Here is a 26,025-nt window from a genome sequence, read left to right on the forward strand (position 1 = left end):
ATGTGAGTCCTCCTTGGTTATTATTAGGGGTCAAGTAGTCGATGCCTTGACACCCCCGAATCATACCAAGGGGACTTTTCTATTTCAATAGGGCTCCACTAACCAAACAGGAATGCTCTGGGAGGATGAACTGGATTTGAATGCACCATAAAGTCCTGCCTTAATTTCTGCAAAAAGACGCAGAAACTAAGGCAAAGCGAACCCTTCGCTGTTTGCTTGGCTGCAGCGCAGATCAACGGTTTCAAACCGCTATCTAACTACTTTCCCTTCAGCCCTTCAATTTCCTCACTCGTCAAGTTACGCCACTGCCCTCTTTCCAATGACCCGAGCTCAATATGCTTGATTCGGACTCTCTCCAAATGCGTAACCGTATACTGAAAACGCCGGCACATTCTGCGGATCTGTCGGTTCAGCCCCTGTGAAAGTGTGATGCGAAATGTATCATCATCCAACTGAATTATCGGGCAGGGATTTGTTCTTGAATACCCCTTTTTTCGTGGATTGTAAATATCTACACCGTTTGATAAATCTGCAATGAAAGCTTCTGTGATGTTTTTATCGACTGTTACGATATATTCTTTTTCCTGCTTGTTTTCTTCCTTCATTAAATCATTCACTATACTGCCATCATTTGTTAATAAAATTAGACCTTCCGTTTCCTTATCCAGACGCCCAACTGGAAATATCCGTTCAGGATGGGATACAAAGTCTATAATATTATCCGTAATGTCAGGAGAGGCTGTGCAAGTAATTCCGCTCGGTTTATTGAGCATGATATAAATGGCTTGGGATGCATGTGTAATTTTATGCCCGTCTACTTCAACTTCATCATGATCCTCGACAAAATATACATGAGGCGCAATCTCACCATTCACCAGAACTTTTTCAGCAGTAATATACCGCTCCGCCTGCCTTCTGGAACAGAATCCCGAAGAACTAATATATTGATTCAACCTCAATGTTTCCGCTCCTTGTCTGTCCTCTATTTTTTCTATCATATCATGTAGTGTACATTCTTCAAAAACGGGGAACTCCTTTACTATATGAACATTTGCATTCATCACAAAAGTGACTTTGTAAACGTAAGGGAGGACTACAAAATGGCAGACATAAAAGATGAAATCATGTTAAGAGGACTTCGTGAAAACAATTTAAAAAATATTGACTTGAACATACAAAAAGAAAAAATCACCGTTTTCACAGGGCTTTCAGGCTCCGGAAAAAGCTCGGTTGTCTTTGATACATTGGCCACCGAGAGCAGAAGGCAAATGACGATGAACTATCCATTCTATGTCCGTAATCAAATGCCTCGATACGAACGCCCACACGCTGATCTGATGCAGCATTTAAGTCCCGTTGTAGTGGTAGAGCAGAAACCCGCAAGTGGCAATTCGCGTTCTACAGTCGGCACCTATATGGACATTCATCCGTTAATTCGGTTGCTGTTCTCACGGATTGGCAGTCCGTCGATAGGATCCGCCACCGATTTTTCCAGTCAGAGTTCATTCGGTAAATGTCCGGAATGTAATGGCTATGGAGAGGTTATTGCGCCCGATTTGAATAAAATTATCGACTTGGAAAAATCACTGCGGGAATATGCGGTGCAGTTTAAGCCGCTCTCCCCTTCCGGCTGGCAGGGCAATTGGATGATGACCGGCGGCTTGTTCGAACCCGATTTGCCGATTAAGGATTATCCGAAAGAAACATTTGATTCGCTGATTTATGGACCCCCTGAAGGTGAACGAGTCTTTGCACCGTTTCATACGAAAGACGGTCCGCATGATCATGAATGGGACGGGCTGCTGCCAAGATTTACGCGTCTTTATATCAATAGAGATGTTTCGAAATTAAAGCAAACCTCTCAAGATGATGTGCTGGCTGTATCGACACATACATTATGTCCAACTTGCGAAGGCTCCGGCCTGAATCCTGAAGTGTTGAAATGTAAAATTAACGGCTTTAATATTGCCGAATACGATCAATTGGAACTCACCGAACTGTTGGACGAACTGAAGAAGATAGATGATCCAATCGGGACATCTATTGCACAGCAGGCAAGCCCGAGTGTAAAGCAGCTGGTCGATTTAGGACTTGGTTATCTAAGCCTGTCGAGAAAAATGGGTACGCTTTCCGGCGGTGAAGCACAACGGGTAAAAATAGCCCGTCATTTAGGAAGCAGCCTAAATAACATCACGTATATCTTCGACGAGCCAAGTGCCGGACTCCATCCCGAAGAAGTAGATAGGCTGATCCAGATACTGCAGAGCTTAAAAGCGAACCATAATACCATAGTCGTCATTGAACACGACTTATCTGTCATTAAAACAGCGGATGAAATAATAGAGATGGGACCAGGGGCGGGTGTTCATGGGGGCCAGGTGGTTTATCAAGGTGGATTGGATGGACTAAAAAACTCTGCTTCATTGACCAACCTGAATCACCAATTGAAGATAAATGAAAATCCGAGAAACAGCGGTGATGATTTCACCATAAAACGGACAAACAGGAATAACTTAAAAAACGTCAGTACAGAAATCCCGATGAATGTTCTCGTTTCAGTATGCGGGGTTTCAGGCTCAGGAAAAAGTTCACTGCTGTTCGGCGAATTCACAGATAAATACCCTGAAACAATTGCGGTCGGCCAGGGCAGCATTGGTACATCCAGCCGTTCAACACTCGCTACTTATATGGGCATCATGGATGACATCCGAAAAATCTTTGCCAAAGCTACCGGACAGCCGGCGGGTTTATTCAGCTTTAATTCACTCGGGGCATGCCCTGTCTGTGACGGTAAAGGGGTCACTACGCCGGACGTAGCCTTTGCTGATCCCGTTTCAGTTACTTGTGAAGCCTGCGGAGGTACGCGTTATTCGGATGAAGCCCTATCCTACACGTATGAAGGTAAAAATATAGTAGAAATCCTGGATTTAACGATAGATGAAGCAAATGATTATTTTACACTGCCGAAGATCGTAAAAAAAGTAGATACACTGAAAGATGTGGGACTGGAATATCTGACAATGGGCCAGACAACAAGCTCTCTGAGCGGCGGAGAAGTGCAGCGGCTTAAACTGGCCAGCTACTTAAAGAATGAAGGGCAGATTTATCTGCTGGATGAGCCGTCTCTCGGTTTGCATACAAAAGATAACGACAAATTGCTGGATGTGTTTCAAAGCCTCGTAAACAAAGGAAACTCTGTCATTATCGTCGAACATAATCTTGACTTTATTGCGGCAAGTGACTGGGTGATGGAGATGGGGCCGGAAGGCGGAAAAAAAGGCGGACATATTATTTTCGAAGGGACGCCTGAAGAAATGCTGAAGGCAGATACGCTGACAGCGAAGTGGCTGCGCAATGGTGCGGCGGTAGGCTAGATTGGTGCGATCAACTGCGTGTTTCGCGCGGCGCAGTCCGGAAATGGTGCGGCAGAGGCAGGCTTTCGCTCGTTTGAAGAGTTTTTTGGTGCGGATACGCCCTGCTTTCGCGCACTCACCCGCTGTCACATAAGATTTCATTAGAAAAGGCTGTCACGGAACCTTCCCGGACAACCTTCTTGGTCATGCCTTCACTTCATCTTCTTTGATACGAAACCTGTTTTCAAACAAACTGGCCATCAGTGCGCCGATGGTCAGGTTCATCACCATGTTGGCTACGGCCGGCACGGCGGCGAGTGAGCCGAAATGTTCCATGGCAAGCGTCGCAGCCAGCGCAGAATTACAGATGCCGGTATGGAATAAAATAGCCCGTGCATTACGCTCCGGCACACCGAGCCCTCTGGCAATGAAATACCCCGACAGCATCGGAATACAGACTTGCAGCGTGACTGCCACAAAAACTAGCGGCAGCACTGAAAGATTCGAACTCAATGCCTCTTGCGCGTTTGAAATGACGGAAAGAATAACAATGAAAAGCGCAAGCTGCGACAGAACCGGCGTATAAGGCTTCACCGTTTCCACCTGTTGCTGCCATTTCCACTGCACAAATAGCCCTGCAAGCAAAGGCAGGAATACGACCTGAATAATATTTAGAAATAAAGGCCAAAACTCAATCGGAATGAAGCGGCCGGCAAACACCTGCAGCAGCACCGGCGTCAGCACCGGCGAAATGAAAGTGTCCAATGTCGCCATCGTAATACTGAGTGCCACCTCCCCGCCTGCAATAAATGTATAAATATTCGCAGATGTCCCACTTGGAACCGTTCCTGCTAAAATAACACCAGTCGCAATTTCCGCCTGGTCTGCGAAAAATACATAGGCAACACCAATCGATACACCGACCATAATCGTCCATTTCAGCAGCACACCGAGCAGTGCATACTTCGGATTTTTAATGACTTCCAGCAATTTATCGGACGACAGCGACAGTCCCATCAGAAAGAAGATTGTCCCCAGTCCAAATCCTGTCAGCTGGCGGATCGATAGAAACGCATCCGGAATGGCATACGCAATGATGGATATAAGCACAATCCAGATCGGCAAGTATTTAGAAATAATTTTGGATATCGTCTGTACTGTTTTCACACACAACTCTCCCTAACCAGCAAAACTTGTACTAGGCATGAGTACATCATGCCCTGCACAAGCTGTTAACACTTTATTGGAATTTTCTATGAGCGTGGCCATAGTGTTTATGAGCACCAAACTGTCGCGTATGATCACGGATGGTCGCGTATCAGCTGTCTATGAGCGGCCGCGCAGGATGTATGAGCACGTACACGTCAGATATGAGCGCTCAGCGGACTTCTATTAGCGGCCACGCCTTAGCACTTGCTGTAAATATACGCTCCGCCTTCCATACGATCGAAATCCACCGCGTCGCCAATAGAGACTTCTGTATTCATTCGCACGGCTACTTTTGCTCGCGTTTCATTCAGCTGCACCAGCGCGATTGTGTAAGGTGCGAGATGTGCGAACTCTGCAGGAGCAATATGAATATCGGTATAGCTGTAGACATTGCCTTTTGAAGAAACTGTTTGTTCCTGCAGCTGACCTGTGTGGCAGCTAGCACATCTATATTTCTTCGACACACTGGCATACTCACAGTTATCACATTGATAGACTTTCATCTCTTCACAACCTTTCCAAAATATGAACGGTAGAATACGAACCTGTTCCGCCTAGATTCTGTGCCAGTGCCAGCCGTGCACCTTCCACCTGATTAGGAGCGGTGCCGCGAAGCTGCTGAACGAGCTGATAAATCTGAGCAACGCCGGTTGCACCGATCGGATGTCCACGTGACAGCAGGCCACCGCTTGTATTGACCGGTTTATCGCCATTTGCTTTCGTACGACCCTGCTCAATCGCGAGCCAGCCTTCCCGTTTATTGAAGAAGCCCAGCTCTTCAATTGCAATCATTTCTGTCATCGAGAAGCAGTCATGAATTTCTACGACATCGATGTCTTCCGGACCGACTCCCGCTTTTTCATACGCCAGGCGTCCTGATTCCCTGACTGCAGGTAATGAAAGCAGATCATCCGCATCCTGCATTTGCGTAGGACCTGAACTTTGTGCGGATGAACGGATATGGATATCTCCTTTTGTCCTGGAAATAACTAAAGCTGCTGCCCCGTCAGTTGTCGGTGAACAATCAAAGAGGCCAAGCGGGGATGTAATAATCCGCGCACCCATAATTTCCTCCATCGTCGTCGGCTTCTGGAACTGCGCCAACGGATTATTCAAAGCATTTTCACGGTTCTTCAACGCAATCATAGCCAAATGCTCTTTCGTTGCATCTGTCTCATAAAAGTAACGATTTGCCAGCACGCCGAAAAATCCAGGAAACGTCAGCCCCGCCTGTTTTTCATTGGAGTCGGTATCCATCGCAGCATTGATCGCCTGCGTGACGTCTGCAGTCGAGGCGTGTTTCATCTTTTCAACACCCGCCACGAGAACTGTATCGTACTCACCGCTCAGAATTCCCATGATGCCCTGGCGCAGTGCAATACCGCCGGACGCACAGGCTCCTTCTACTTTAGCCGTTGGAACATAGCCTAGACCGAGTTCGTTTGCTACCAGTGCACCGAGGATTTCCTGATTGGAGATGGATCCACCCATGAAGTTGCCGACGAAAACGGCATCAATTTTTGGATTTCCCGCATCTTCCAGCGCTTGAATCGATGCATCCAACAGAAGTTGCTTCATGGATCGATCAACAAACTTCCCGAACTTTGTCATGCCGATTCCTTCAATATAAACATTCGTCATGACTGTACCCCCTCATGTTCACTGCGCAGTTCACGCTTCAGTATTTTGCCGTATGAGCTTTTTGGCAGTTCATCTACGATATGAATTTCTTTCGGCTTTTTGAAACTCGCCATGTGATCCAGACACAGTTCAATCAACTCTTCCTTCGTCACCTTTACAGTCCCGTTTGGTACCACATACGCTATGACGTTCTCTCCCCACTTCTCGTCAGGCACGCCAATTACACAGGTCTCTTTGACCCCTTGATGTTTATTCAGCACTTCTTCGACTTCTCTTGGATAAATATTAACGCCGCCGGAAATGATGACATCTTTTTTCCGATCTACGATGTGCACATAGCCTTCTTCACTTTTCCAGCCAAGATCGCCTGTCTGCAGCCATCCGTCAATAAGCGTTTCATTTGTGGCTTTTTCATTATTCCAATAGCCTTTCATAACAAGCGAACCTTTGCAGACAATTTCCCCGACTTCTCCAGCAGGAAGTTCTATTCCTTGTTCATCAACGATTTTCACATCGACGAAAGGTCCTACACGTCCGCATGACTCTAAGTGATCTCCAAGTTCGCGCTTCGGCATCATCGTAATACACATCGGTGCTTCCACTTGTCCGAATGTTTGCGCGAAAATTGGTCCTGTCAGAGCGAGCGCTTGCTCGAGCTTACTTGCCGCAATTGCTGATCCTGCCATGTTAATTGCTTTCAGCGTGGATAAGTTTTTCGGATCAAATTTTGGGTGCTGAATCATCAGATTGACCATTGTCGGTACGAGGAAAATGATCGTAATATTTTCACGCTTCAAATCAAGCACAAATTCTTCCGGTTCAAATTTACTGAATACTACTTGCGTTAATCCATATAACCAGGCAACATGCGACAAGAAATTACTGCCGTGTGTCAATGGCGCAACGTGGCCGATCACATCGTCGTAACCCGTTTCACAAACAAGAGCAAGCGACAGCGCACCCGAAATAATATTGCGGTGACTCAGCATGACACCTTTTGGATTGCCTGTCGTGCCGGATGTATACATAATCGCAAAAATATCATCTTCGTCAATCTCTGCAACCGCATGTTCACCTTTGCAGCTTTCGATGGCCATTTCATATGCCTCTCCGATTGGAAGAGCCTGTAGTTTCATATTGATCGGTTTGATCAACTGCTCTTCGCCAATCACCAGTTTCACATCTGCATCTTCCAGCATGTAGACATGTTCTTTCGGATGAAGCCTATAATTCAGCGGTACTTTGATGACTCCTGAAATAGCAGCCGCCACATCCAGTTCAATATGTTCCAGGCGGTTAGACATGAGGATTCCGAAACGGTCTCCCTTTTTCAGTCCGATCTTCTTAAAATAAGCTGTCAGTGCGAATGCCCGAGCCATCATTTCACGGTATGTAAATGAACGCTGTCCGTCTTTTACCGCAATTTTATTCGGATACGCAGCTGCTGATTTCATGGCCAGTTTTCCAATTGCCTCCAAATACCTTCACTCCTTCTCTACAAAGTGGAATACAGGAATACCTGATATTTCATCCGGGCGTCGCTGCATGGTTACATCCAGCAGCGGAAAAATAATGAACTCTACGGTAATGGCTATCGGATTTTTGCCCCCGATAAAATGACCGCCATTGATATTCTTATGGCAATCTATGAATAATCCATGAAAATGTACCTCAAGCTCCCCTTCAGCACTGTGACCGACAAACCCTGTACCCGTCAGCAGTTCAACCGGCGTGTCGGTGACAATTTGATTGGAATACTGTAAACTCTTGTCTTCATTTTGATTAGGCTGTACGAATGTGGCATGTGCAAGCGAACCCATACATTGAAATTGAGCTGCTTTCACACTGTACTGCTTACATATTTCAATAATCCCTTCGAATAAATCGATGTCTTTCTTCAAACGTCCGATGATACGATTCGTAGTACTGTCATACACCGCTTGAATACGATTATCCAAAACTGTACCCTCCATCTACTTTCAGAATTTGTCCTGTCGTGTAGCTTGATTCGGGTGATGCAAAATATAATACCGCCTGGGCAATATCAACAGGTGTCCCAATGCGTTTAATTGCTTGGTCACTGATGTCGTATTCAATGCCGGCAGTAATTGCACTTGCTGTTGCACCGGGCGCTACTGAATTACAAGTGATACCGTGCTCTCCAAGTTCTTTCGCTACCCACTTGGTCAGCGCAATAATCGCCCCCTTGGAAGCCGAGTAGGCCGGTCCTGACCTGCCGTCTTTAGAACCACCGGAAACAACTCCGCCGTTCAATCCTGAAATCGAACTGATATTGATGATGCGTCCATATTTCTGATCCATCATATGAGGATAGACTGCTGCCTGTGTAAACAGGAACGCCGCTTTTGCATTTGTATCCATGTCACGGTCCCACATATCAAGCGTCATCGTTTCTAAATTGAGTCTGCTGCAAGTTCCTGCATTGTTGATCAAAATATGCAGTTCACCAAATGTATCTGACGCCCGCGCAATGACGGCGTTTACAAATTCCGCATCACGGATATCTCCGAGACACTCTAAAACAGCAGCTTCCTCACGCGATTCCTTAATGGTAGAAAGAGTATTACCGCAGCTGTTTAAATCCACCAGCACCAGATTCGCCCCTTCTTGCGAGAGAAGCAAGGCCGTCTGGGCGCCAATGCCACTAGCAGCCCCTGTGACGATCGCCGTCTGTCCTTTCAGTTTCAAAAGCACCCCTCCTTACAACTATTTAATATTCAATAAGTCCGGTAAAAACGTGGAAATTTGTGGGACGTATGTTAGGAGAAGCAAGATAATCACCGAGGAGACAACAAAAGGAAACACCCCCCTGGATATTTGCCCAATCGATGTATTCGATATCCCGGCAGCCACAAACAAGTTGAGACCTACAGGCGGCGTAAAGAGTCCGATAGCTAAGTTGACCGTCATAAACACACCGAATACGGTCGGATCTACATCGAACATTAAGACAATCGGCAATAAAATGGGAATAAAAATGTAATAAGCAGAAATGGCATCGATAAACATACCTGCAATCAACAGAATTATATTGATCAGCAGCAGGATAATCATTTTATTTCCTGAAATACTCAGCATGACATCAGACACCTGCGTTGCAATTTGCTCCGTCGTAATGATATACGCGTAAACACTAGCTGCACTGACGATAAACATGACAACTGCCGTCTGAATGCCAGCTGCTACCAAAATGTCATAGAGCTTTTTCAACGTTAATTCGCGGTGAATGAAGAATCCAATGAACAGACTGTAGAATACAGCGACAACTGCTGCTTCTGTCGGTGTGAAAAACCCACCGTAGATTCCACCTAAAATAATGACCGGAATGAGTAGTCCCCAAACGGCACTTGTAAACGCCTGAAAGCGTTCTTTACCTGTTGCAGGCTCGGTTTGTTTCTGAGCTTCCACTGGTCCCTCGCGTTTTTCGTGCCGGCGTCTGACGAACATTGCTGCCAGAATGAAACCAACACCCAATAATAATCCTGGAATCACGCCCGCCATAAACATCCGGCCGATGGAAACTGGAATCTGGTCACCCGCTACAACCGCAAAGACGATGAACGCAATACTGGGTGGAATGATAATCCCGATTGCACCTGAACTCGCAACTAGGCCTGCCGCAGTTTCTGTCTTGTACCCGTTCTTCACCATACCTGGAATCAGAATTCCACCGATTGCAGCCACGGTCGCAGGACCAGAACCTGAAATCGCCGCGAAGAAAATCGCTGTCATAACGGTTACAAAAATAATGCCACTTTTCCGGTGACCGACCAGCGCCTGCGCAAAATCAATCAGTCGTTTAGAAATTCCTGCGTGCTCCATAATGACGCCCGCCAAGATAAAAAACGGAATTGCCAGCAACGTAAACTTCGCTACACTCGTATACATGATGTCCGCGACTAGTTCTAATCCAAACAGCCCGCTGCCCGTAAAGAGTACAACAATGGACGAGATCGCAAGTGCCACAGCAATCGGCATTCGAAGCATAACAAGTACAAAAAATAAGCCGAATAAAATGATAGCTGTCATAATGGCTGCTCTCCCTTCCCATTTTGCTGACGGAATTCAGCAATCGTCACTTGAACGGAACGAATCAAACAAAACAGTGCGCCAATTGGCATCGACATCGAGAACCACCATTGCGGCCATCCCAGCGAAGGTGTTTTCTGCCCCATATCCATTTGATACTGAACCATTTTAAATCCATAATAAAGTAAAACAAAAAACAGCAGTGCCATCATCAAACCAACCAAGATTGTAATCATATTCTTCAGCAACTTATTGCCTCTGTCATAAATCAAGGTAAAGCCAAGGTGTGCGTACTGACGCACACCAATGGCTGTTCCGACAAATGTTAACATGACAAACAAATTAACTGTGATTTCCTCCGTGAAAGAAAATGAATAATTGGCAAATCCTCTGGACAGCACGTTTACGAATGCAATGGTGGACATGATGGACAACACGACAACAACAATCCACTCTTCTAATCTATTGAGTACTTTTCCCATCTATCCACCCTCCAGATTTTATTGGTCGCGGAACTTGTCTAACAGATCCTTGCCCCAGATTTCTTCGTATTTGTCATAGACCGGCTGTACAGCTTCAGTGAATTGTGCAAGTTCTTCATCAGTAGGTGCGTAGAACTGCATTCCTGCATCTTTCAGTTCTTGGATCTGCTCTGCTTCTTTTTCTCGCGCCATTTTAACTTGGAACGCTGCTGCTTCTTTACCTAACTTCTTCACTAACTCTTGGTCTTCTACACTCATCGAATCAAACAACTTTTTGTTGATTCCTAACACCAATGGGTCATACGAGTAGTTCCAAGTCGTCAAGTAATCTTGTACTTCATTCAGCTTAGAGGAATGAATAACGTCAATTGGGTTTTCCTGACCATCAATTGTACCTTGCTGCAGTGATGTAAATACTTCAGAGAAAGCCATTGTCGTCGGGTCAGCACCTAGTGCGCGGTACAAATCCGTATACATCGTGATTCCCGGGATACGTACTTTCAGACCTTTCATCTCTTCAGGAGACTTGATTTCTTTTTTACTGTTCGTCACTTGACGGAAACCGTTTTCCCCGAATCCAAGGAGTTCTACGTTCTTTTCATTTAATATTTCAGCGATAGCTTCTCCGCCTGCGCCGTTGAATACTTTGTCCACTCCGTCTTTATCTTTAAACAGGAATGGCGCACTTGCTACACCAAAGCGGTCATCGAGAATCGAGTAGATGATTGTGGAGTGAAGGCTGAGATCCGTTTGTCCTTTTGTCAGGAGCTCTACTCCTTTCCCCTGGTCACCGTTGGAAAGTTGCTCGTTCGGGAAGACTTCGATGTTGATCCGGCCGTCCGTTTCTTCTTTGAGATCCTGCGCCAGTTTGTCTGCTGCTTGGTACCATGTGGATGAGTCATTGACGGTTACGGACATTTTCAGATTGTAGGATTTTTCATCTGATCCCGCTTTATCGCCTTCAGCAGATGCAGCGCCTTCCTTGTCTGACGAACAAGCCGCCAGCATTAGCATTGCCGATAATCCAATTGCCCCTAGTACACTCTTCTTTTTCATTTTCATCTTTATTTCCCTCCAGTTTTTTGTCTAAGTATTGTAGTTTTAGCACCGTTGATTTCCGTTCCAGGCGGACGCGTGTCTTGCGGACCCGCGGTGAGCCAAGCGAACAGCGAAGTGTTCGCTTGGCCGTATTTCTGTGTACTTCACAGAAATTAAGGCAATACAGAGTATGTACTACAACTCTTTTCGCTTCGCTCCCCTAAGTTGTCTCACCTGTCGGGCTGATCCTCCCAGAGTTCTTTTGCCGCGGGCTCACACGAAGTGAGTCATGCAGTCGGTGCCGCAGGACGCGGCGAACTTAGACTGCCTTGCACTCCAATCAACTAAGTAGTACTTACAACGCTTACCTTCAAATTTCACAACTTTAACTCAACCCATCCAGAAAGTTCATTCTCATCAATATAGAGTAGATCTTACTAAAACAACTTTTCATGAATCAGGTCAACGATATGCACGGCTCGTGATGTTTGTGAGAGTCCCTCCCTTTCTACACCTACTTTCATTTGCAGCAGACAGCCCGGGTTGGTGGTGACGATGGTGGTTGCTTGTATGTCTTGCACCTCTTCCATCTTGGCGTCGAGAATGGCCATGGCCATTTCGGGCTGCAGCAAGTTATAGATACCGGCGGATCCGCAGCATAGGCGGGCGCCGGGTAATTCTACGAATACGGCGTCGTTCATGGCGTGAAGAATTGCTCTGGGTTCGTTGATGACGCCGTTGACGTTGCGCAAGTGACAGGAATCCTGGTAAGTGATTAATTCTTTTATGTCAGAACTCGGACGTGCAGCGAGTTTCTCGACAATGCCCAGCTGAACGAGCAATGAAGAGATATCAATTTGCTTCTCAACAAAGTGTTTTGCTTTTGCTGAGAGTGTTTCGTCCTTTTCGAATAAACGGTCATATTCGGCTAAAAATGCGCCGCAGCCGCCTGCGTTGTTGACGATAAAGTCCACATTTCCGGCATCAAATGCTTCCAAATTGGCTTTGGCATTGCGGGTCGCACGGTCCATTTCTCCGCTATGGCCCTGGAGAGCACCGCAACATTGCTGGTTTTTCGGAAGGATGATTTCACACCCAAGGAACTCCAGCAAATCAATAGTATTGCGATTCGTTTCTTGGAACATCGTGTCCATCAGACAGCCAGTGAAGAACGCTACTTTCGTTTTCTTTGCTTCTGAATGAATTAGCACGTTTCGGCGCTTCGGCGGATCTGGCAGAACCTTTTCCATATCCCGCATAACCGCAGGGAACAAGTCCAAAAAGCCAACTTTCCTGACCACCTTCTGCAGACCCGACTTTTGATAGAACCGCACGAGACCGACTGCCTGCTTCATTCGCTTCTGATCGGCGAATAAGTGATCGAAGGCCCCTTTTCGAATGACCTTCTCTTTTACAGATAGCTGTTTTGCCGAAACGATTGCATCCCTGGTTTCTTCAATCAGTGTTCCATACTGTACGCCTGCAGGACAGGCCGGTTCGCACGCCCGGCAGCCGAGGCACAAATCGAATGCTTCTTCGATTGACCCGTCCCATTCCACCACACCGTCTCTCACGGCTTTCATTAAGGCGATACGTCCACGGGGAGACTGTGTTTCGTCATAGCCTGATTGAATATATGTGGGACAGGCGGGTAAACAGAACCCACAGCGCATGCAGTCCATCAATCTGTTTTCATCGACATGCGTGACGAACGCCTTGCGAATGGCTTCCGTTTGCACATTACTCATGCTGCACCACAATCCTTTTCTTCGTATCCTTCGCAAACATCTTCCCCGGATTCATGATGTTGAGCGGATCGATTGCCTGCTTGATACTTTTCATGACCGCCATTCCTTCAGGTCCAATTTTCCACTCCAGATAAGGAGACTTCATTTCGCCGACGCCGTGTTCTCCGGTAATGGTGCCGCCCAGTTGAATGGCACGATCGAAAATTTCTGCGAATGCAGCTTCGACGCGGCTCATTTCTTCTTCATCGCGTTCATCTGTCAAAATGGTCGGATGCAGGTTACCGTCGCCGGCATGTCCAAATGTACAAATGAGCAAATCATATTTGACTGCAATCTTTTGAATGGTTTTCACCATGTTGGCAATTTCCGACCGCGGAACCGTCGCATCTTCCAGGATGGTCGTCGGCCTTAAACGTGCCAGTGCCGATAACGCAACACGCCTTGCAATGCTGAGCTGTGCCGCCTCATCTGCTGACTTCGCCATTTGTACAGATGTCGCACCATGTTCCATGCAAAGCTGATGAACGAGCGCCATATCTTTATCGACCACCGCTTCATCGCCGTCCTGCTCAATCAGCAGCATCGCTTCACAATCTGTAGGCAATCCGATATGCATGAAATCTTCCACTGCCTGAATCGTTCCTTTATCCATGAACTCGAGCGTAGCCGGTACAATCTTCGCCGCAATAATGGAAGAAACCGTTTCGGCCGCTTCTTCTAGTTCATTGTAGAAAGCGAGCAGTGTCTTCTTCGTTTTCGGTTCCGGAATTAAACCAAGCGTGATTTCTGCAATGACGCCAAGTGTCCCTTCCGAGCCGACGTACAGACTGGTCAGATCATAGCCCGCCACGTCCTTGGCCAGTTTGCCGCCCGTTGTAATCACTTCGCCCGACGGCATGACAACTTTCAACGCTTTGACGTAATCCCGTGTCACCCCGTATTTCAATCCCCGCAGCCCGCCTGAATTTTCGCTGACGTTGCCGCCGATTGTCGATATACTCATTGAGCTCGGATCAGGTGGATAGAACAGCCCGCTTGCTGCAACCTTTTCATTGATTGTCTGTGTAATGACACCGGGTTCCACCGTAATCGTTAAGTTTTCTTCATCCAGCTCCAAAATTTTGTTCATTCGGTTGAAAAGTAAGACTACACCGCCCGACGTCGGCGTTGTACCTGCTGCTAAATTCGTTCCTGACCCCCTCGAAACAATCGGAATCTGGAACTCTGCACACACTTTGACTATTACCTGTATTTCTTCAATGGAAGAAGGCGACAGGACGACATCCGGCATCGCTTGAAAATTGGCTGTTGCGTCATAGGAATACGCAAGCTTCTGTGCAACTGTTGTTTTCGCATGGGCAGTTCCCGTAATCGCAACTAACCGTTCAAGTACTTGAGCATCCATGAAGTTCCTCCTTTCTAACAGTTTGATTAATTAGTCTAATTCTAATAGTCTAACTATTTAATTCATATGGACAATCACACAAGATTACATGTCGATTTTTTCGCATTTTTGTATGAATAGACAAATTGCAGAGTATAAAGACCTAAAATACAACCTATTATACTAGCATAATAGTAAACGCTTACATTTATGATCTTACTTTCAACAGAAAAAAGAGAAGAGCTGGATGCTCTTCTCTATATTTTTTCGGTTTTTTTGGTCGTCCTAACTAAAAAGTTTGCATTAATCCACGAAGCAATCGGAATGACTAAAGCAATACCCATTCCGGCACAAAGAATCAAAATCATTTCGGAACTGAATATCTTTGAATTGACGATTTCACCAATAGAATACTCGAGATCCTTGAACCAAATAAGCAACGCCAAGTAACCGCCAAAAAAGGCAAAAAACAATGTATTTGTATCTGTTCCTAAAATATCCCGGCCAATGCTGACACCTGTTTTAAATAATTCCTTCTTGCTGAGTACAGGATTATGCTTAAATACTTCATGCATGGTAGATGCAATAGAGATTGCGACATCCATAATCGCACCAATCGTACTCATAATAATGACAGAAGCTCCTATTTTCATGAAGTCCACACCAATATACAAAGACAGTCCCGCAATCGCTTCTTCCTCCTCTTCACCAAACCCTTGTATCATCAGCTTATCAGAAACAATGACAATGAAAGATAATAAAATCACAATGGTGATGATCGTGGAAATAAAAGCAATTATTGTTTTACTGTTTACTTCATTAATATAGAAAAGACTGATACATCCAATCAGCGTACTTGCGATGAACGTGATCAGAATGGGATTGGCAGATGGATCGAGCATAAAAAACATTGTAAAGAAGATGACGCCAAAGTTTAAGAACAGCGAAAAGAAAGACCTAGCTCCGCTCTTTCCGCCAACCATTATCATCAATACGAGTAAAATTCCTGCGAGCCATACTAATACATTCATACTCTCGCCCTCTTTCGCTCAATGAAAAATATCGCCGTATACAGACCAATCGGAATCGTCAGCACAATGCCGATCCCGCCAGCTAATGCGCGGGCCAGTTCCAGTGACAGATTCATCGAAAGCGCAAATCCTACAGGAGAAGCATTTTTCAAATAAAGAATCAGCATCGGAATCGAGCCGCTGATATAGGCAAAGAACAAAATACTTGTGATCGTACCCATGATATCTTTCCCGATCCCTATCCCTGATGCTCTCAGCGCTTTTATGGAGATCGTCCGGTCCCTTTCATATAAGGCAAAAATAGACGAAGACATCGTGATGGCAACGTCCATGATGGCGCCTAATGATCCAATGAACAAGCCCGCCATAAACACGGTATGATAAGGACGCGTCAAAAACTGCATTTCCTCATAACGCAGACCATTCCCCGAAGTGAGCCAGATGACCAGGGAGGTGATAGACAGCGATGCAACTGTTGCGATGAGCGTCGCAGCAATCGCCGCGTATGTTTTTTCATTAAATCCGCTGACCAGCAACAGTGAAATCGCGGTAAATAACAGAATACATATCCCACAGACAAGCAGCAGACTGACGTTTGAGTAATTCACGTAGACATCTAAAGCAAAAGACAGAAGCAGAACATTGATCACAAAACTGACGATCGCGAGCAACCCTTGCTTATGTCCGACAAGTAATAAGGTAAAGATGAATATCCAGGCGACAACCAGCACATATTTATCACGCTTTACGTCTGTAATGGTCCCTGCCAGATCTCCATCTGTTTCTGAATCAATGGAAACAAACAGTTCGTTTCCTATATGGTATTGCTGATCATATGCACCCGAAGTGGAATACTGATTGGTCAAATGAATCTGCCGGCCTTTATCCTCTCCGTTTTTTAATGCAGCTGTGATGTTCTGAATAAACAGCGTGTCTTCATTGCCGTGCATATCTGTTACATCGATTGCCTCTTCTATTGTTATATCGACCACTTCAGCGATCGGGCGGTCATAAAATGAATAATTATGATTTATAAACACAATGGAAACGATACAGCTAAGTGCCAGGATCAAAAACATGATCCATTGCAAAGTTGTGATGTTCCTGATTCTATTCAAAATAAATCCTCCTGACACTCTTAGGATAAGACACTGTTTAAGCCTACCATGAATAGGACGCAGGATTTACAAAAATGATCTGTTTCCCATTCAACAAGAAAAGCCCCGTTTCCATTATAGGAAGCGAAGCAAGTTGTTACTTATTCGTTTGTTCTTCCAGCAAAGACAATGCCAAGTACAGCAGAAACACATCATGCGTGCTAGATACTGATAGCCCCGTTAATTGCTCAATCTTTTGCAAGCGGTAAGACAGCGTATTTTTATGAATATGCAAGCGCTGTGCGGTATTTTGCATAGACTGATTTTCAGAAAACCATACCTTCAGGTTGTTCATTAGCTCTTCTTCTTTTATAAGAGGAGCTACAGTCCGGCTTAGGAAATCAGCACGCACGGCTTCTGGGATACTCTGTAATATAACCTCAAGACGTAGCTCATGCTCAAATACGATCTCACCCGATCTTTTTGAGGCACTGACTGCTTGCTCCGCCTGTCCATACGATTTCGCCAGGTCGAAGTAGTCTGTCGGTGCACCTATACCCGCAACGACCTTCACTTTTTTACGCCGTTTCATATGAAGCAGCAAGAATTTTAATTCATGTGCAAGTGTTTCCTGATTCATTTCGGGAAGCAACAGTACTATTTTGTTCTCCGCCCAGCGAATCATTTTCATGGAGCTGTGAATATTTTGAATCGAAGTAAATATATCCACTTCCTCGATTGAGAACTGTTCCAATAAATCCATCACTTCAATGACCGCCACTTGCCGATATTGCGTCACGTCAATTCCGAGCAACGTGCCCCTCTCCACAAATCGCTCGTCTTTCCTCATTCCCGTCAGCCAGTCGAACACGAAGAACTCCAAATCACGTACTTTTTCAGCCTTCTGTTTTCGTTTCATGGAATCTTGAATGAAAAGCTCCGCCACACGCAAAATTAGCTGCGCCTGTGGTCTGATCTTCTCCGGTTCGCCGGTAATGCCGAGTGCAGCAATCGGTTCGCCGTCAATAATAATCGGCAGCACAATCCCTTTTCGCACACCCTGCAGCCGCTCGACTTCTTCGTTTCCCATATAGAGCACTTCTTTCTGCCGTATGCTCAATAACGCTCCTTCATGGAATTGATTGATCCGATCCTCTTCCGTGCTCGCCTGAATAAAGCCGCGTCGGTCCGTCAAAATGACTTGCTGCTGAATTAAATTTGATATTTCTTTAACCATTTCTTGTCCCAACTTATCAAACTGAAACAATCGCTTCACCCCTGATGGAAACTGCTAGTTAGTGTTATCTTACGCCACTTCAGTTTCCATCACAATGGGTGAAGGTCTTTACTTGATCCGAACTTCCCTAATCCCACAACTCCAAGCATTCATCAGCAACTGTAATAATTCCGCGTTTTCTATTAATGAAGACTTCTCTAATATAATTGAACCGCTAGTCTCCGTGTGTCGCTGCTGTGCGGCGAGCCTGTTAATCATCGCGAACTGCTGATGCTTTGTCAGCGGATGTCCGGATAAATTCACAGTATCCGAAGCCTTTCGTAATGTGCCGTTTCGCACACCGTGCAGTTCGATTTCATTGCTGACTTCTTGCCATGCTTCCGAAATATAGCCCCGCTGTTCAAAATAACTTCCATTTTGCCAATCTGAGCCTTCAAATTGTAGGTAAGGACCATGCTCTTTCGCCAGCTGTAATGAAGCTTTGATTACATGAAAACTCACTTGTTCAGACAGCTTTTCAATAAAGGACAGGGCCTGTTCGGAATGCAGGCCGATTCGTTGATCCGCAAGCAGTTCCTCCCAGCATGTCGCTTCAATATGCAAATCTCGTCCGCTGTCTTCTCTCTCCCAAAAGTCCAATATACCGTTGAGCAAACGGACTTGTATGGAACAGACCCGCGCCAAAACGTTATTGCGCATCACATGCGGCAGTTGAATGGAGGAACGTAACCCTGTTATTTCAGTCTGAAATTCATCTTCAAAATGAAACACGACACCGTCACTGGACAGCAGTTGTTTCATAAGACCAATGGCCGAAAGCTTTTTATGCGTGATTGCCGGGTGGGCAACAGCCTGACGAAACGTATCACTGTCGACGTCGTGAAGAGAACAATTCAACACACGCTGAACTTCCTCCGTATCAAATACCAGCCATGAACCACATGCCTTCACTTGTTCCATAAATGTATGGGGAATTCGAATATGCTTTTCCTTCACCTTGCCGGATAAATACGATTGGATTCGCATATCCAGAAGATCCATCGAATGCGGGCCGCTTGTAGACTGACGCCGGCTAAATGTCTTACCAAGGAATGCCATCACCTCGTCAGGAAGCGTCACATATCCCTTGCTCAATACCCAATAGGTCTCCTGGACTTTTTGCAGACGGTGCACCGTTTCATTCTGCATCGCTGCCATCGCAATCAGCATCAGCCGTTCTTGCGGAAGTCCCATTGGCCAATCGTAATGATTGCATGTGACAAATTCATTCATATATTGACGGAGCTGTCCAATGGAAAGAAGCTGATCGCTTTCAGGTACAATTTGCAGGCCCAACCATTTAATTTCATTGGCGGAATAATGATGGATCCAGTTTCCGTACAATCCTGCGCTCATCAGTTTTCGAACGATGTGATGAAACCCTTCATATGCCGGCTTCCCACGCAATTGTTCCGCTTGTCTGTATAAAATATCGAGTAACGCACGCTCATGCGGCCGCTCTTCTATTTGTTCCAATACCTTCATCTCGCCGTCTCCTTTCGTACAACAAAAAACAATCATTCCGCCTCTTCGGCAGTATGATTGCAATAGTTGTGAATGAGGAAACAAAAATAAGCAACTCTAAAGTAACCATGCAAACGGCATGATTGTCAGAGACTTTTTTGCCTCCACCTCTCAACCCCCGAAGAAAGTGTCGCTTTGACGATACGTGGCAGGTCTCCTGGCTTCACTTCATCCTTCCGCCAAGCCTTCCCATGTCTCCATAGTGGCTAATTCTGGCGGTCGTCCGTGTGTACAGTTGCGGGGACAGCTTCGATTTTCGAATTCCCTTTTATACCTTGATAGGTACCGGCGCATCGTGCAAACTCATTTATTTAGTTTGTTCCATTTTACCACGGATGAAGGAGAAGGTGGTAGGGTATGATCTGTGACAGGAGAAGAAAATCACAGCAACTATCTTTCTAAACTCGTTAGCAACAGCTCCGTCATTTCTTTTGAAACAATGTAAATTCTATGTGTATCATCAACCCGCATAATCGTACTCTTCTTCCCCTTTTCACCAAGCCACAAATGATACCCTTGTGTTCCGCCATCTTCATAGGTTACTTCCATGTCATAATCAGAAGCAGCCATATCGACTATGCCGGGCTGTTTCTCAGCATGTTGAATTGCATTCTGAATTACTACCAGCTTTTCTTTTTCCTCAATTTCTACAGAAGTGTTTTTATTTAACGAGCCGAAACTTTTAAACTTGGATATGTTAACTTTTTCTATTCCGCCAGCAACCTGAAATTTCACCTGCGTCTCTATTTGATACTTTTTCTCTTCAGCATCAATTAAATTGAAATCGACGTTTCCGTTCACGACATATTGTCCTGCCGGGAAACTTCCATTCATCACTTGCCACATAAATGCTTTGTACTCTTCCGTATCACTATCAAAAAAACTGCCGCTGGATTCATAATCCATACGAAGTGGTTCCCCTTTTTTTAATGCGGTTCGCTCTAAAGGCATATCCATGGAGTATTCAATATCATATTCTCTCGTTGTTTCGGTAATGGGAAAGTAAAATGGCGAAGTAGCATGTGTAATTTCGACTTCATCCTGATCTCCCGTATATTCTAATTCCGCATAAACTTTTATTGGTTCACTTATTTGATACTGCTTTTTTTCTGAAACTAGTCGATAGACAAAGTCATCTTCAGTCACATCAGATTGATTTGTCACTTCTTCTAAAACCTGTGTTCCCGGCTTTTCCCCCGCTTGCTCATTCTGCCCGCACCCCAGTAAACTGAATAATACGAAGATCAAACTGATTAACCATCCACTTTTTTTCATATCGTATGCCCCCCTTCCCACTTAGACTATCAAAAGTGGATAAAGTTACATAATCCTCTTGTTAAGGTAAGGGTCTCACTATAAGATTTTAATCAGTTACCTATAAGTAAAGGAGTTGCGTGCATGTCTAAAAATATGATTTTCTTAGTTCTTGGAATACTGGCTGCCTGGTTTGTTATTGGTATTTTCACCAAGGATTTCAGCATTGATTATTTAATCTATCTGTTCTTCGGCGTTTTCCTCGGATACACAGTAGGGAAGAAAGAGGCAGAACCAAAAGAATAACGACATAACAAAACAGGGTGCCTATGCACAAAACAAATGTGATGATGTACACAATTGTTTCTTGCTAGGCACCCTGTATCGAGTTTTCTTCGCCGATTACATTACTTGTTGTTCGCATAGACAGCCGCACTCCACCAATCCCTGTACATAAGCTTCTTCCCATGTAATACCATGGATAAAGCCATTTTCCGAGTATCCTGTAATTAAATAGAATTGCTCATTTTGCTCTGGTAGTGCTGAATTGTTTTGATAGGTATTGTTTTTCATAGAAATGACCTCCTGTTTTTTAGTGTTTGCACAGTATATGCCGGAATAGAGAATTTAGAAACCTATTCTTCTATTTTTCATTATGTAGCGCCGGCCTACTAAAAGCCTTTCTTTTATTAGACATTAAATGGAAGCGCTTACATAGGAGAATAAAGGTATAAGGATTCCCTCTGAATTCTACCCGTATATACTTCATACATGTTTTTCATTTCTTCCTATTCAGTCTATTATACACGAACATTTCGACTAGTGCAACACATTGTTTTGAAATCGATAATTAATCGGAACGGATTATGTATCTATAAAAAAACTTCTACTGCCAGAATAGACAGTAGAAGTTTTTCTGCTTTGATTTCTATTCTAATCGGAAACGGTTGACTACATCCTGCAATTCCCCGGCAATTTCTTTCATTCGGGTTGTAGATTCCGCCACACGCTCTACTTCACTTTGCTGTGCTTCAGATGACGCGCTCACTTGTTCAGCGGAAGCGGCCGTTTCTTCAGATACTGCCGATACACTTTGGATCGCAAGCATTGCCTGGTCTTTGTGTACAAGCATTTCTTCGAGCTCGGCTGTCAGTTCCATGATGGCTTGACGCATTTGATTGGTCAATTCCACATTTTGCGAGAAAGATTCTTCCGTGCTGGAAACAGATTGATTTTGCTCCTCCATCACCTGCATATTTGACGCAATTACTTCTGTCGTTTGTTTTGATTCGGCAACAATTTCTTTGACAATTTCTGAAATGACGCTCGTTTCTTTCTGTGATTGTTCTGCAAGATTTCGTACTTCCTCCGCTACTACGGCGAACCCTTTACCATGCTCACCCGCTCTAGCAGCTTCAATACTAGCATTTAACGCCAGCAGGTTCGTTTGTGCCGTAATGTCGTGAATAGACGTGATGACCTGATTTATGGCCCCTATTTTAGCAGACAAAGTTTCCATTTGCGATTGAACTTTTTCTGTCATTTCATTGGCAGATGCATTATGCTCACGAAGCTTTTTCACTTCATTCATACCTGTCTCTGTAGAAGAAACGGTTTGCTTCGACAGCTGATTCATACTGCCCGACAGCTCAGATAATGCATTGATTTGATCCGCCAATTCAGCCATACGGTTACTTGTTTCTTCCGTATCTTCGGACTGCTTGGATGCTCCATGTGCAATTTCCGTTGTAGCCAATGAAACTTCTTCGCTTGCCGCCACAATCTCTTCAAATGCCTGGTGGACATGCGCAGACGATTCGTTTAAACGAGTTGCTGCATCGCGCACTGAATAAATGGCGTGATTTGTTTGAACGAGCATATTGTTATAAGCCATCGAAACAGCTCCGATTTCATCATTGTGGATTAACTTTTCTTCCACACTCTGTGTCATGTCACCTTTTGCAGCCGCCTCTATCGATTGCTGTAAAGATGATAACGGCTTCAACTGCTTGAAGATAAATCCTGCAGTGACTACAGTCATTAAGATGACCATCACGACTGCTGCAATGATCGTGATCCACAAAATCGCATTGAATGTCTCAAGGATTTTGGATTTCGGGACAACTGTTTGCACAGACCATTTTTCATCAATCTGATCAAGTACGATGGGTGCAAATGTATTAAATGCTTCTTCATTCAATGACTTTGAATCTACATATAGTGTACTAGTCTCTAAATTATTAATTTGCTGTTTAACAGGCCCCCAGTTGATTGCCTGCGCCATATTCGTGCCGTTCATTTCTTCCTTCAGACTGTTGGCTGTTAAACTGCCAGCGTCTGTAATGATAGAAGCATAGCCGCCTTCCGGTTCAATATCTTTCACAATTTCATTTAAGAAATCGATGGATAAGTCCGTAGTCAACACACCAAAAAACTCATCGTTTTTGCTAATTAACGGTACAGATAATGTTGTCATCAGCACAATTTGACCACCAGCATCGTATTCATATGGTTCAGTCATGATTGCACGTTTTTCCGATTTCGGAATCAAGTACCAATCGCCCTCACCTGGTGTATCGTACTCACTAAGCGCTTCAACATTTACACTGCTTCCCTCTTTATATAAGTATGGAATGAAACGTTTCGTAGGATCGACCAGATTTTTATCTACGTTGTCGTCTAACGGTACAAACCCTTTTTCAAAAATCGCAGCCATTCCGGTTGCATCCATATTTTTTTCTAAATTGTTTTGAATGACAGAGATAATTTCTTCTGTCGATAAATTACCTTGAGACTGCAGCGTCTCGAAAATATGCTTCGTCGTATGCAGCATTTCATTCGTTTTGTTAAATCGCTCACTCAACTTTTTGGCGTTTAACTGTGTGTTCTCCACCGCATAATCTTCGGCATCTGACATACTTTGCTTATGCAAAATTGAACTCGTACTGACTGTGTAGATGACGAATAAAAGTAAAAATAGTCCAATGATAATTCCTGACAACTTCCAAGCAATACTTTTTAATTTTGACAACTAGTGGTACCTCCCGATTTTTCGTTCTTTAGTTCTTCATCCTTACTTTCATTAAAACTGAAAAAAGTACTAGACATTACGCAAAAATATCTCCCTAAGTCTCAATCTAGACCTAGAGAGATGTCTATTGTCAATTTGTCACGACGTTTGTCGCTCACAAATTTCAATAACTGCCTTTACAGAACTTGCAGATTTGTCCAGTGCTTTTTGTTCATCATCTGTCAGCGGAAGCTCAATAACACTTTCAATACCATTTCCTCCAAGGACAGTTGGAACACCTAGATAAATATTTTGATAACCGTATTCGCCTTCTAAATAAGCGATGGAAGGCAGGATTCGTTTTTTATCTTTAATGATCGCTTCCGCCATTTCAACGAGAGCCGCTGCAGGCGCATAGTACGCACTGCCATTTCCAAGCAATGAGACGATTTCGCCGCCGCCTTTTCGGGTGCGTTCAACAATCGCTTCAAGCCGGTCTTCAGAGATGATTTTATCCAATGGAATGCCGCCAGCATAGGAATACCGGACAAGCGGAACCATATCATCGCCATGTCCGCCTAAAACGAAGCCTGAAATATCCTCGACGGAAATGTTCAGTTCTTCTGAAACGAATGCGTTAAAACGTGCCGTATCGAGTACGCCCGATTGACCAATCACACGATTTTTCGGGAAGCCCGTTGTCTTATAACAAACATACGTCATCGCATCTACCGGATTACTTAAAATCAAAACCGTACTGTCAGGTGCATAACGTTTTACCTGTTCAGAAACAGATTGCATGATTTTAGCGTTCGTCGCAACGAGATCATCCCGGCTCATGCCAGGCTTACGCGCAACACCAGCTGTAATGATGACCATCGCAGCGCCTTCTATATCCTCGTAATTCGACGTCCCGGTAATCCGGGAGTTGAACTGCTGGACAGGACTTGTTTGGAGAAGATCCAATGCTTTGCCTTTGGTCGGGTTAGAGAGGTCCGGAATATCAACTAAGACGATGTCACCGAGTTCTCTTTGAGCTGCCATCAATGCAACGGTCGAACCCGTGTGACCTGCTCCGATGACCGCAATCTTATGTCTTTTGAAAGCCATGGAAACAACTCCTTTCTATAGAATTCATTTTTGCAGTTGTATAGCCGTATGCTCATAGAGTCATCGCAAGCGCTCATACAAAACGAAAATCCGCTCATTGAGACTCTGCTAGTGCTCATTCACGTTGTAAACAGGCTCATACGCATACCACAACCGCTCATATATAACGCATTCGCGCTCATAACTCACGCACCAAGTCAGTCTTTCTTCGGTGCCTTCGCCTTTACTTCTGCTGGCTTCTGCACTTCAGGTACAACCGGCTCAGGCGGCTTCACCATTTCATACACTGAATCATCAGGACGCGGGATTACATGCGCCCCCAGCAATTCGCCCACTCGTGCAGCGGCGTCACGGCCAGCGTCAACTGCTGCTTGAACTGCCCCTACATCACCTTGTACGATGACTGTGACAATCCCGCCGTCCACCATCTCCTGTGATACTAATTCCACATTCGATGCTTTAACCATGGCATCTGCTGCTTCAATTGATCCAATTAGACCTTTTGTTTCAATCATTCCGATCGCTTGACTCATGTAGATCACCTCTCTTCACTTCTGTTGAATCGATAATGCCAATAATGACCGCGTCAATGGGAATCGGGTTTTCTTTCGGCAAAATGAAACGTGAGGAACCACCGCTCGTAATGAGCACCTCGTCACCAATTCCTGCCCCGATCCGATCTGCTGCGACCATATGGCTTTGTATACTATTGCCGTGTGCATCAATCGGCTGGACAATTAATAGCTTCAGACCTGCCAGCCCATCTTCTTTGCGGGTTGCCCACACATTACCGATCACTCTGCCCATTCTCATGCGTA

General features: G+C 44.9%; 24 protein-coding genes and 1 riboswitch. Of the genes, 2 read left to right on the plus strand and 22 right to left on the minus strand.

What is annotated here, in order from left to right; translation table 11 throughout:
• Positions 1-257 precede the first annotated feature (257 nt).
• Positions 258-959, minus strand: coding sequence for a pseudouridine synthase (locus Q1J64_RS10890; protein WP_301109092.1), 702 nt, complete (start codon positions 957-959; stop codon positions 258-260).
• A gap of 141 nt (positions 960-1,100) precedes the next feature.
• Between Q1J64_RS10890 and Q1J64_RS10895 the strand changes: the two genes are divergently transcribed.
• Complete coding sequence (locus tag Q1J64_RS10895) at positions 1,101-3,374, plus strand: ATP-binding cassette domain-containing protein (protein ID WP_301109093.1); 2,274 nt, start codon at positions 1,101-1,103, stop codon at positions 3,372-3,374.
• A gap of 183 nt (positions 3,375-3,557) precedes the next feature.
• Here the strand turns inward: Q1J64_RS10895 and Q1J64_RS10900 are convergent, their stop codons facing one another.
• The 16 genes from Q1J64_RS10900 to Q1J64_RS10975 form a co-directional block, all read right to left on the minus strand.
• Positions 3,558-4,520 carry a bile acid:sodium symporter family protein gene (locus Q1J64_RS10900; protein WP_301109094.1) on the minus strand — a complete coding sequence of 321 codons (963 nt, stop codon included), beginning with the start codon at positions 4,518-4,520 and terminating at the stop codon, positions 3,558-3,560.
• A gap of 239 nt (positions 4,521-4,759) precedes the next feature.
• A complete protein-coding gene (locus Q1J64_RS10905; RefSeq protein ID WP_301109095.1) occupies positions 4,760-5,065 on the minus strand; it encodes a Zn-ribbon domain-containing OB-fold protein in 306 nt (101 codons plus the stop codon).
• 4 nt (positions 5,066-5,069) lie between these two features.
• A complete protein-coding gene (locus tag Q1J64_RS10910) occupies positions 5,070-6,203 on the minus strand; it encodes a thiolase C-terminal domain-containing protein (protein ID WP_301109096.1) in 1,134 nt (377 codons plus the stop codon).
• Positions 6,200-7,681 carry a class I adenylate-forming enzyme family protein gene (locus tag Q1J64_RS10915; RefSeq protein WP_301109097.1) on the minus strand — a complete coding sequence of 494 codons (1,482 nt, stop codon included), beginning with the start codon at positions 7,679-7,681 and terminating at the stop codon, positions 6,200-6,202. Before Q1J64_RS10915 ends, Q1J64_RS10910 begins: the two co-directional genes overlap by 4 nt.
• A 6-nt stretch (positions 7,682-7,687) precedes the next feature.
• Complete coding sequence (locus Q1J64_RS10920; protein WP_301109098.1) at positions 7,688-8,161, minus strand: PPC domain-containing DNA-binding protein; 474 nt, start codon at positions 8,159-8,161, stop codon at positions 7,688-7,690.
• The gene (locus Q1J64_RS10925; protein WP_367183458.1) at positions 8,154-8,918 is read right to left on the minus strand and encodes an SDR family NAD(P)-dependent oxidoreductase; all 765 of its coding nucleotides are present in this window, start codon (positions 8,916-8,918) and stop codon (positions 8,154-8,156) included. Before Q1J64_RS10925 ends, Q1J64_RS10920 begins: the two co-directional genes overlap by 8 nt.
• Before the next feature lie 12 nt (positions 8,919-8,930).
• A complete protein-coding gene (locus tag Q1J64_RS10930; protein ID WP_301109100.1) occupies positions 8,931-10,253 on the minus strand; it encodes a TRAP transporter large permease in 1,323 nt (440 codons plus the stop codon).
• Complete coding sequence (locus Q1J64_RS10935) at positions 10,250-10,735, minus strand: TRAP transporter small permease (protein ID WP_301109101.1); 486 nt, start codon at positions 10,733-10,735, stop codon at positions 10,250-10,252. The genes Q1J64_RS10930 and Q1J64_RS10935 overlap by 4 nt, the downstream gene beginning before the upstream one ends.
• An 18-nt stretch (positions 10,736-10,753) precedes the next feature.
• Positions 10,754-11,797 (minus strand): DctP family TRAP transporter solute-binding subunit, encoded by a 1,044-nt coding sequence (locus tag Q1J64_RS10940; protein ID WP_301109102.1) that lies wholly within the window; start codon positions 11,795-11,797, stop codon positions 10,754-10,756.
• Between the two features lie 413 nt (positions 11,798-12,210).
• Complete coding sequence (locus Q1J64_RS10945) at positions 12,211-13,521, minus strand: (Fe-S)-binding protein (RefSeq protein WP_301109103.1); 1,311 nt, start codon at positions 13,519-13,521, stop codon at positions 12,211-12,213.
• Positions 13,514-14,926, minus strand: coding sequence for an FAD-linked oxidase C-terminal domain-containing protein (locus Q1J64_RS10950; protein WP_301109104.1), 1,413 nt, complete (start codon positions 14,924-14,926; stop codon positions 13,514-13,516). Before Q1J64_RS10950 ends, Q1J64_RS10945 begins: the two co-directional genes overlap by 8 nt.
• 236 nt (positions 14,927-15,162) lie before the next feature.
• The gene (locus tag Q1J64_RS10955; RefSeq protein WP_301109105.1) at positions 15,163-15,936 is read right to left on the minus strand and encodes a YibE/F family protein; all 774 of its coding nucleotides are present in this window, start codon (positions 15,934-15,936) and stop codon (positions 15,163-15,165) included.
• Positions 15,933-17,015, minus strand: coding sequence for a YibE/F family protein (locus tag Q1J64_RS10960; RefSeq protein ID WP_301109157.1), 1,083 nt, complete (start codon positions 17,013-17,015; stop codon positions 15,933-15,935). Before Q1J64_RS10960 ends, Q1J64_RS10955 begins: the two co-directional genes overlap by 4 nt.
• 175 nt (positions 17,016-17,190) lie before the next feature.
• Positions 17,191-18,300 carry a CdaR family transcriptional regulator gene (locus tag Q1J64_RS10965; protein ID WP_301109106.1) on the minus strand — a complete coding sequence of 370 codons (1,110 nt, stop codon included), beginning with the start codon at positions 18,298-18,300 and terminating at the stop codon, positions 17,191-17,193.
• 78 nt (positions 18,301-18,378) lie between these two features.
• Positions 18,379-19,794 (minus strand): ribonucleotide reductase barrel domain-containing protein, encoded by a 1,416-nt coding sequence (locus Q1J64_RS10970; protein WP_301109107.1) that lies wholly within the window; start codon positions 19,792-19,794, stop codon positions 18,379-18,381.
• 169 nt (positions 19,795-19,963) lie between these two features.
• Positions 19,964-20,139, minus strand: a riboswitch (cobalamin riboswitch).
• A gap of 84 nt (positions 20,140-20,223) precedes the next feature.
• A complete protein-coding gene (locus Q1J64_RS10975; protein ID WP_301109108.1) occupies positions 20,224-21,108 on the minus strand; it encodes a YhfM domain-containing protein in 885 nt (294 codons plus the stop codon).
• A gap of 123 nt (positions 21,109-21,231) precedes the next feature.
• Between Q1J64_RS10975 and Q1J64_RS10980 the strand changes: the two genes are divergently transcribed.
• Positions 21,232-21,393, plus strand: coding sequence for a hypothetical protein (locus Q1J64_RS10980; RefSeq protein WP_301109109.1), 162 nt, complete (start codon positions 21,232-21,234; stop codon positions 21,391-21,393).
• A gap of 96 nt (positions 21,394-21,489) precedes the next feature.
• Here Q1J64_RS10980 and Q1J64_RS10985 read toward each other — a convergent pair whose 3' ends face one another.
• The 5 genes from Q1J64_RS10985 to Q1J64_RS11005 all read right to left on the minus strand — a co-directional run bounded on the left by Q1J64_RS10985 (position 21,490) and on the right by Q1J64_RS11005 (position 26,020).
• Positions 21,490-21,660, minus strand: coding sequence for a hypothetical protein (locus Q1J64_RS10985; RefSeq protein WP_301109110.1), 171 nt, complete (start codon positions 21,658-21,660; stop codon positions 21,490-21,492).
• Positions 21,661-22,015: 355 nt separating this feature from the next.
• Entirely contained in the window at positions 22,016-24,118 is a 2,103-nt protein-coding gene (locus Q1J64_RS10990) for a methyl-accepting chemotaxis protein (protein ID WP_301109111.1), read from the minus strand.
• 138 nt (positions 24,119-24,256) lie between these two features.
• The gene (gene mdh / locus Q1J64_RS10995) at positions 24,257-25,207 is read right to left on the minus strand and encodes a malate dehydrogenase (RefSeq protein ID WP_301109112.1); all 951 of its coding nucleotides are present in this window, start codon (positions 25,205-25,207) and stop codon (positions 24,257-24,259) included.
• 197 nt (positions 25,208-25,404) lie between these two features.
• A complete protein-coding gene (locus Q1J64_RS11000) occupies positions 25,405-25,740 on the minus strand; it encodes a BMC domain-containing protein (RefSeq protein WP_301109113.1) in 336 nt (111 codons plus the stop codon).
• Positions 25,715-26,020 (minus strand): EutN/CcmL family microcompartment protein, encoded by a 306-nt coding sequence (locus tag Q1J64_RS11005; protein ID WP_153721687.1) that lies wholly within the window; start codon positions 26,018-26,020, stop codon positions 25,715-25,717. Before Q1J64_RS11005 ends, Q1J64_RS11000 begins: the two co-directional genes overlap by 26 nt.
• Positions 26,021-26,025: the final 5 nt, after the last annotated feature.

The sequence above is a fragment of the Sporosarcina sp. genome, from assembly GCF_029257255.1.
Lineage (GTDB): Bacteria > Bacillota > Bacilli > Bacillales_A > Planococcaceae > Sporosarcina.